Source organism: Mucilaginibacter sp. P5_A6 (assembly GCF_056400585.1).
In genome coordinates this window covers 1-9,152 of the sequence record NZ_JBFUKZ010000050.1, presented here as the reverse complement: position 1 = coordinate 9,152, position 9,152 = coordinate 1, and the positions used below count along the sequence as shown (strand labels likewise).

Below are 9,152 nucleotides of genomic sequence, written 5' to 3'. Positions count from 1 at the left end.
TGGCTACAAGATACACACCAGGCTTAACATCCGTAAAGGAATATGCACCCTCTAATGTAGATTGCACGGCTGCGAATTTAGRCGAATCGGCAGCCAGGAGCAAAGTAACGGTTACAAAACCAGCAGGTTCCTTTTTTTCGTCAATAATTTTTCCACTGATTTTTAGCTGGCCAAAACAAACCTGGGCAAAAAGCAGAAAGAAAATGGGAATACAGTATTTCATCGGTAGATTAATAAAGTTATCACTATTAATAGTTTGCTGCGAAAATAGGTTCCGGCTATTAGCTGGATATTAAATTCAAGTTGTTTGTTGATCAATGTATGTTGTAATTGAAGCCCTATCTAATTAAATTTAGGGACTGTTTAAGAGAAGGGGTCGGAAGACGTGTGAATCGGAGCGGGTTTGTTGCGGAAAAAAGAACGCTTGCCGTTCACGGTAATCCGTACCCATAACGGAATGGGGCTGTTAATCTGATGTAAAAAAGCAAACTGAATTTAGTTTTCATAACAATAATGTTAAAAGTGAAACAAAATTGAGCTTGCAATCAATCGTAATCAAGATGTTAGTTATTTAACTTGTTGATAATCAATGTTATACTATTGATTTGGTGCGTAGGTACTTACTGAAAAATCAGCAACGTGTATTGACAATCGTAATGTTTACCGCCATCCAAAATGAACCAAATTGTTTAAGAAATAAACCTTTCAAACCGATTTGGTCAGAAGCTATTCTTGTTGCACCTGTTCTATAGATTCCGTTTTTTTGATGGATACCAAATTTCTGCTGCGCGTTCTACCGCTTTCAGGGCAGCCGCATTACTTTTTTTAAGCTGCTTGACCAAATCATCTTTTAGTTCATCTCCAAAGACGATTTTATTTCCGTCGGCCAAAAGGTCAACGAGTCGAACCGATCCGGCAATCACCCTCAGCGCCATAAGCGACGCTATTTACCAACTCGGGAATCTCTAATCAACCACCTTTCGCCGATTTATTTAGCGTTTTAAGATAAATCCCCTTTTTGCTAAACTTTACAATGGCATAATTTCATTTTTATACCTGCCCCTATCCGGCTAATAATTAAGGCTATAACTAATGTTTTCTTAATGGTGCATTGATAATGTAATCACCTTGTTACAGTTACTTTGTGCTGCCCGACAAGAGCTTAAACACCTGCAAAATATGTTGTAGCTCAATAGTCGGCAAAATACTATAACTATTATCACAAAGTTTTCTATGCCCAATTTTTACATTTTAAGCTTATTTAAAAAATTTAACAAATATGCTTTGCTCATTATAGGTATTTTAATGTTACCTGTATTGGGAATAGCTGCCGGTGTGGATGTTTCCCTTACTCCAAAAACCTTTGCAACAGGAAAAATTGCCGGTAAAGTTGTTGATGAAAAGGGAGAATCAATACCTGGTGCTACAGTTAAAATTGTGGGACAAAATACAGGAGGCCAAACCAGCATCGACGGAAGTTTCTCCATTTCGGTAAACCCTGGTGTCTATATTGTTGAAATTAGCTTTTTGTCTTATCAAACCAAGCGTGTTACTGAGGTTATTGTAAAATCCGGGGAGATTACCAGTCTTTCGGTTTCACTTAAGCCAACACGGAATGATCTTAAAGAGGTTGTAATTACGTCAAGTTACAAGAAATCATCAGCCGAAGGTGTTTATACCCGGCAAAAAAATGCTGCGAGTATAACAAATGGAATATCTGCCGAGCAAATTGCAAAAACTCCTGACGCTAACCTTGGGCAGTCACTTAAACGAATAAGCGGACTTAGCACCTTTGATAACAAGTATGTTATAGTAAGGGGTATTTCTGAAAGATATAACGTGGCCACCCTTGATGGCACCCCGCTGCCCAGTACAGATTATTCAAGAAGAAATTTCTCTTTTGATGTAATCCCTTCAGAGATGATTGAGAGTGTTACTGTATACAAAACAGTTACCCCCGATTTGCCGGTTGGTTTTGCCGGTGGTATGGTACAGATAAACACAAGGGATATACCAACAAAAAACTTTATCAGCTTTTCAATAGGTTCTGGTTTTAACGATCAATCAACCGGTAAAGACTTTATTTCTACCAAAAGAGGCAAGTATGATTACTTTGGGTTTGATGACGGAACCCGTAAGATGGCCGGTTACTTTGCAGTTACTACAGGTAAAACTGAAGCAAGTCCCGGACAACCACCTGTTCCCTTCACTAATGATGATATAGCCTTTAGTAAGCAGTTTACAAACAACTGGGGTTTATACAAATATAAAGCGCAGCCTAATCAAAATTACACATTTACAATTGGCCAGTCTTATACTCTCAAAAATCCGGATAACAGATTTGGATTTATTGCATCATTAAACTATCGCAACACGCAAACCATAACAGATATTATAAATCAAAGGGGGCTTTTCAGTATCGGATTAAATCCTAATTATCCCAAATTTGATGAAGACCATCCTTCGGGATATGGTAAGGTTTACAATTTTAATACAACTTATGGCGGGCTGTTTAACATAGGTTTTAAAAGTAAAAATCACTCTATCGGTTTAAGGAATACTTACACACGTATTTTTTCCAACGTTTTAACTGACCTTTTTGGTTATGATAATGACAGGGGCGGTGTAATCCTTGACCCTGATGTTGCCCCTTCAACAGAACGTATTACTACCGAGCCGGACTTTTTAGGACTATTGCAAAATAAACTGCAAGGTGAGCACCGTTTGGGGAAATTTAAAGTTAACTGGGATGTTAGCCGCACCAATATCAATCGTAAAAGAAAAGATTTATTAAGACGGCAGCTATTCAACGATAATCAGGTATATGGTAATTATTTTCACGACGAGGTAAATAATTCGACTACAGCTGTTGGCATTTTTCCTTTATCCAGGCAAGGGTTTAATGTAAACGAAACAGATTATAACTGGTCAGCATCTGCTTCAAGACAATTTGGTAAAGATAACCACACCAGCGTTTTAAAAGCAGGATATATCGGTATCAATAAAAAACAACAGAACAACTTTATAACGGCTTATTTAACAGCAGGTCCGCACACTCCTGTGGATGCCCCGCTTTTATATAAGCTCAATATCCAGGATGCGCACATCCCTTCCAACTTCGGCGATTCGGCTTTGGTATACCAGGTTTACGGCTATGGGTACAATAGCTACCAGGGTGCGTCAAACGCGCATACAGGGTATTTAATGCTCGATCAGAAAATCGGGCCAAAGCTTAGGTTTGTAGGAGGGGCACGTGCCGAATATTTTAAGCTCCAGTTGAACAATGACGGGTTTACCACAGCTAATAAGCTTTTAAATACTACAGATTCATTAATACGCACCGATGCTGATAAAGCATGGACTGTTTTGCCATCCGGAAATTTAACATATGCCGTAACGGACGAAATTAATATCCGCGCTGCTTACTCACAAAGTATGGTAAGGCCCGAGTTTAACGAGCGTTCACTTTCAAGCAATTATAATTCGGAATTAAATGCCGATATAACAGGCAGCCTCATAGTAAGTACCAAAACCAGCAGCTATGATTTACGAGCAGAATGGTACCCTGGTGCAGGTGAAATATTATCCATAGGGGGCTTTTACAAGTACCTGGATAAGCCTCTTGAGCTGGTACAGCGTACCCAAAGTTTATATTACTATAATAATAGTAAGTGGGCTAAAGATTACGGTATTGAAGCAGAAGTTAGAAAACGCCTGGGATTTATTAATGAAAACCTGCCGATACTTGATAAAATCACTGTTTTTGGAAATGCAACCTATATACAATCAAAGGTTTTAGGATTATTATTTGATAAGATAGCCCCGGTACCTAACCAGCCAGGTAAGCTGATGCTTACTTTTAAAGAAGCATTACAAACCAGGCCACTTTATGGCCAAACACCATTCCTGCTTAACGCCGGCGTACAGTTTGATGGCGACATATTKGGCTTAAGTCTTGTTCATAACCATACAGGCCGCAAATTTTATCTGCTAACAGAAAATTTAAATAACAATGAATTTGAGGCTCCATACGATCAAACGGATGCACAGCTTAGCGCCAATGTATTTAACAAGAAGGGGAAGATCCGTTTTAATGTTTCAAATCTTTTCAACAGTACCAATTTTTACTATGATGGTGTTGTAAGCTATCAAAATGTTGATCCAGGCAATCCAAACTCAGGAAAAAAACTAAAACCAGGCTATACCGATGGCTTTGAAAAAGACGACAACGTGACCTTTTCACGTAAAACCGGACGCACTTTTACCTTATCACTTAATTATACTTTCTAAACACAATCAATTCAGAAACAAGCAAATTAAAAAATAATACCTGCAAACAAAAAAAACAATTATCAAATTTCACATGAAAAAATTTTTAATCTTAGGAGCTGCYGTGGCAACATTTGCAATGAGCAGCTGTAAAAAAGATTCAGCATCAACTGCTGACTCTTCATCAGACAGCTTTGGTGCTGTAAATACCAAAGCTGCTGATTATGCAGAGAGCTCACTTCCAAAAGATACCCTCTCTGGTAACATATCAGTAAACACAACTTTAACTAAAAGCAAAGTTCACGTTTTGAAAGGTATTGTTGCAATTGACAACGCTACATTAACTATTGAGGCTGGTACTATAATAGTAGGTGTTGTAGATGCTAACAACAAACCAGGCACTTTGGTTATCTGTCGTCATGGTGTTCTTAACGCTATAGGTACTGTTTCATCCCCAATTATTTTCACAAGTAAAAACTTAGTAGATGGTAATTCATTTACTACTGCTCAGCCAGGTGATTTTGGTGGTGTTGTACTTTTAGGCCAGGCGCCGGTAAACGTTGCCAACAAAACCATTGAAGGCTTAGATGCTATCGAACCGTTTGACAACAAATACGGTGGTGCTGTTGCTAATCACTCTTCAGGTACTTTAAAATATGTACGTATCGAGTATGCCGGTTATATCCTGTCTGCAGGCAACGAGCTTAATGGCTTAACTTGCGGTGGTGTTGGTAACGGTACTTCACTTGATCATATTGAAGTAGCTTATGGTAAAGATGATTCATTCGAATTCTTCGGTGGAACTGTTAATGCTTCATACCTTGTTTCATTGGCACCAGATGACGATAACTTTGACTTTGATAACGGTTTCGTAGGTACTTTACAATATTGTTTAGCAGTTGGCGATATCTATGCTACACACAGCGCAAGCGGTGCTAACAGCGATTCAAATGGCATCGAAGCTGACAACAATGCCCCGGCAGAAGACGCAACTTTTGCTTTGCTTCCAAAAACCCACCCAATCATTAAAAACATGACCATTATCGGTGCAAATGCTACCGGTTCATGGGCTGCTCCGGGTTACTTATACGCTGCCCGTATCAGAAGAGGCGCCGAAATGGAAATTTCTGCTTCAATCTTCATGGGTTATCCAGAAGGTATCAACTTTGATGCAACTACTAAAGATTTTGTAACAAGCAACGTTACTAAAATTCAAAACAACGTTATTACCGGTTTCTCTCTTGCTGTTAATCCTACTTCATTAAATACAACAATTGATGCTAATGGGAACAAAAGAAATGTATTTGCTACAAACAGCAATGGTTTCGCAAGGATAGCTCAACCTTACTTAAATAACACTAAATCATACCTAAACGTAATCCCTACCAGTGCTTCTCCTGCAACTGCCGGTGGTTGGGGTGCATTTAACAACACAAGCCGTCCACAATGGTTTAACACCAGCTGGACTAAATATTATTTTTAATCAATAGCGGTTACTTAATAATATCGTTTGCTTGTTCAGAAAAATCTACGCCTTAAAAATACAAGGCGTAGATTTTTCATATTACCTGATCTTCATTAAAATATACAATTATGCCATTTTCCAACAATCTTAAAGCTATAAGCACCATTTTTGCTTTCCTGATTTTTATCTTATTTTCGGGTTGTTCAAAACAAGATTATCGCCCTGGTTATGCCGAGGGTACCACTTTCCCTACCATCCACCTAAGTGGATTTACGCTTGATAAAATGCAGGTGCATGTTGGGCCGCGCAGCGTGGTTGCCGGCGAAATATTTGAAGAAATATCTGATGTTTCTTATGAAGTGCCTTTTTCAGAATCACTGGAGGTTAACCGTGTTGTTTTTTATAACGCTGATAATAGCGCCCCATATGCAGGCAGCCAGATCAGGTTCAACACGCCTACAAAAGATACTACCGTGAAGATATTTTATGACGGTAAAACATTTTTTCAAAACCCGGTATTCCCGGCACCAACTGCCGGAAAAATGGGCATCAGGATAACATTTAAGTCGCAGTCATCTGCTTATACCGGCCTCGTAGATATTGAACTGCACGAAAGATATGCTACGACCATAAAGATTACAAGAACAAACCCAGCCACAGGCAAAAAGGAAACGGTTAATGTTGATACTATACTTATAAAACCCCAGGTTGCGCAAACAATAAAAGGTATAAAACGTACAGAGTTCAATACCTACTCAGAAATTAATGCGCCTGTGCAGGATGGATTTATAAACTATATTTTTTATGTGCATATTGCTAATACAATCGACAGTTTGCCATATCCACCGGGAGTAACCGTTACCCCTTACGATTTTATAGAGTTTACACCTGATTATACAGCACTTTACACTATCAGCGACATCAGAATAACCAATGTAAAGCCTAATAATATAAACTATCTTGTAGCAGATAGGGCCGTTTTATTTCAATAACAATTTAATCTTTTATCATTGGCTGATTAAATGCAGAGGCGGCCGAATTAAATATTTCTGTTTTGGAGGTCGCTAAAGATGAGCTAAGGCCGTTAATGCTTTGTTTTGTAGCGAAAATAAAGGCTTTGCCATCAATCAATCCAAGAGCAGCATTTATCATAGGGTCGGTTTCATCACCAAAGCTTTTTAAGGGCAGGTTTGCCGATTCGGTCATTTGGTAGCCTGGCGCAATGCCTCCTGAATAGCCACCACTACCCAGGGCATTAAATATTTTATAAACAATGGGGTATATGATCCAGTTTATCCTTTTGACGCTGCGCTGATCAGTAATAGTAATGGAGGCTTCATCCTTACCCCTGGTAGTTTGGCCAACCTGTACAATGGTTATATATGGGCGCAAATTATTGATCACCAGCTCAGCGGCTGATTCTGTTGCTGCCGTAGTTAATACATAAAGTTTGGGAAGGTTCAGGTTGTGTTGCTGCAAAACAGCAAATGAAGGGCCGCCCGAAATAGAAGCCGCAGTGCCGAATGATTCTTTGCGTATCCCGGCATTTTTGTTGCCCCGGTACTCAATAAAAGGAGCGCCGGTTGTTAATCCTGCAGCTATCATGCTGCACATTGCCGCCGCTGCCGAAACATCCCCTCCTGCATTGTAGCGCAAATCAAGTATCAGATYGGTAACATTGTTTGATTTAAAATCTCCAAAAACACTCAAATAAGCTTCCCTGTCGGTAGCCAAAAAGGCGGTAAAAAACAGGTAGCCAATTTTTTTGCCACTCACGGTAAACGTTTTTTGTACAGCTGTTTGCTCGTAAGTACTGCCGGCCTGTATTGTAATTGATCCGGTTTCTTTAACTATTCCTTTGTCAAAGGTAGCACCGGTGATTTTAACAGCAGTTGAACTCAATATTTGGTTCTGAAGATCGGTTATGTTGCTTTCAGTTAGCTCGGCGTTGTTTATCCTGGTAAAATACTGCCCCCTTCTTAATCCCGATCCCTGTGCCGGTGAGGTGTTTAAAACCAGTGTTATTATCCCTATTATCCGGTTGGTTGTTGGTTCTTTAATAATAACATAGTCGAAACCGTACTTTGAACGGCTGCTAACTGAATGTGAGGTTGCGCCGCCAGGCAGGTTTATAAATGAAAACCTGTCAGCACTGTTTTTCAAGCTGTTGAAAAAACCTATAGGTTCCAGGCTGGCATTTATCCCTGACGGAAGATCATCTGCCCAGTAATAATATCTTTTTAAAGAGTCGGCAATCCATTTATTGATCTCTGTATTTGTTGCAGGTCCGGTAGGGTTTGTGGGTTCATTATTTTTCTTACAACTGTAAAAGATAAATATGCACACTATTGCAGGGAATAGTGTTTTTGGGAATTTACAAAAAAAGGATGTTTTTAGTAAGGTGCTCATGCAGGGTAATTATATAACTGCAAATTTACTTAAGAGAGCAGCCGATATATTGCTACTAACTGTAAATCAGATAATATAATATGCTCGTAATTATTTGATAACAATAGGTGCAAATTGTGGGCCCCTACCAACGAAGTGACTGTAAAATAGCAGGTTAAGAAAATGTAAAGGTAACATGAAAGTTACATTGGCAAATTATCTTTACAGGAGTTTAATATGCCTTGTCATAGGTTACCCTGCAATTAATGATTTATAATTTTCTAAAACTTTTTAAAGTTGGCGATGCCGGCTTAAAATGTCTTTGTAGTACTTTATTGATTTTATCCATATCGTCATGTGCTACTAAGCGTAATTTAACGTATATGAGCGATATGGGCGATACCGCAGTATATCGTTCCCAAATCACGAACCTTATTGAGCCGCACCTCAAAAGCGGCGATATTTTAAGTATCAATATTACTAACGTTGATCCAGAGACAAGTACCCTCCTCAATAAAGGTTTATTGCCGGTAGTTAATTCGGCAGTCCCGGCTAATAATTCCATTATTGCAGATGTACCCGGCTACATTATAGATAATAACGGTTATATCACTTATCCGGTAATTGGTAAAGTACAACTGGATGGCCTTACTATTGAACAGGCAATTGATAAACTTAGCCATTCTTTAGGAAGCTTTGTAAAGGATCCTATAATTACCATAAAACTTTTAAATTTTAAAATAACCGTTATTGGCGAAGTTAATAAACCGGGCGTGTTTAGCATTCCTAACAGTCGCGTTAATGTACTTGAGGCATTGGGATTGGCAGGTGACATGACCGTATACGGAAAACGCGAAGATGTACAGGTAATTCATGAAGAAAATGGCATCAGAACGGTTAGTCGTATAGATTTAAACAGCAAAAGCTTATTACAATCATCGGTATTTTATCTGCGACAAAACGATGTTGTTTACATCAGGCCCGATAAGTTAAAGGAGCGGCAAGCGCGTACAGATACGCGCACTTTATC

7 protein-coding genes are annotated in these 9,152 nt (G+C 39.0%); 4 read left to right on the top strand and 3 right to left on the bottom strand.

What is annotated here, in order from left to right:
* Window positions 1-223, bottom strand: a 223-nt coding sequence (locus AC1DO4_RS27160) for a carboxypeptidase-like regulatory domain-containing protein (protein WP_477420903.1), incomplete at its 3' end; no start/stop codon positions are given.
* A gap of 523 nt (window positions 224-746) precedes the next feature.
* Window positions 747-935: a hypothetical protein gene (locus tag AC1DO4_RS27155; RefSeq protein ID WP_477420902.1), complete on the bottom strand. Its 189-nt coding sequence runs from the start codon at window positions 933-935 to the stop codon at window positions 747-749.
* A gap of 298 nt (window positions 936-1,233) precedes the next feature.
* Here AC1DO4_RS27155 and AC1DO4_RS27150 point away from each other — a divergent pair, with 298 nt between their 5' ends.
* From AC1DO4_RS27150 to AC1DO4_RS27140, 3 genes are all read left to right on the top strand, one after another.
* A complete protein-coding gene (locus AC1DO4_RS27150; protein WP_477420901.1) occupies window positions 1,234-4,290 on the top strand; it encodes a TonB-dependent receptor in 3,057 nt (1,018 codons plus the stop codon).
* Between the two features lie 73 nt (window positions 4,291-4,363).
* Entirely contained in the window at window positions 4,364-5,752 is a 1,389-nt protein-coding gene (locus AC1DO4_RS27145) for a hypothetical protein (RefSeq protein WP_477420900.1), read from the top strand.
* A 110-nt stretch (window positions 5,753-5,862) separates the two neighbouring features.
* Window positions 5,863-6,726, top strand: a complete 864-nt coding sequence (locus AC1DO4_RS27140) for a hypothetical protein (RefSeq protein WP_477420899.1) — start codon at window positions 5,863-5,865, stop codon at window positions 6,724-6,726.
* Between the two features lie 4 nt (window positions 6,727-6,730).
* On the opposite strand, the gene AC1DO4_RS27135 is transcribed toward AC1DO4_RS27140, so the two are convergent.
* Window positions 6,731-8,143, bottom strand: coding sequence for a S41 family peptidase (locus AC1DO4_RS27135; protein WP_477420898.1), 1,413 nt, complete (start codon window positions 8,141-8,143; stop codon window positions 6,731-6,733).
* A gap of 245 nt (window positions 8,144-8,388) precedes the next feature.
* Here AC1DO4_RS27135 and AC1DO4_RS27130 point away from each other — a divergent pair.
* The coding region (locus tag AC1DO4_RS27130; protein WP_477420897.1) for a polysaccharide biosynthesis/export family protein at window positions 8,389-9,152 on the top strand (764 nt) is incomplete at its 3' end.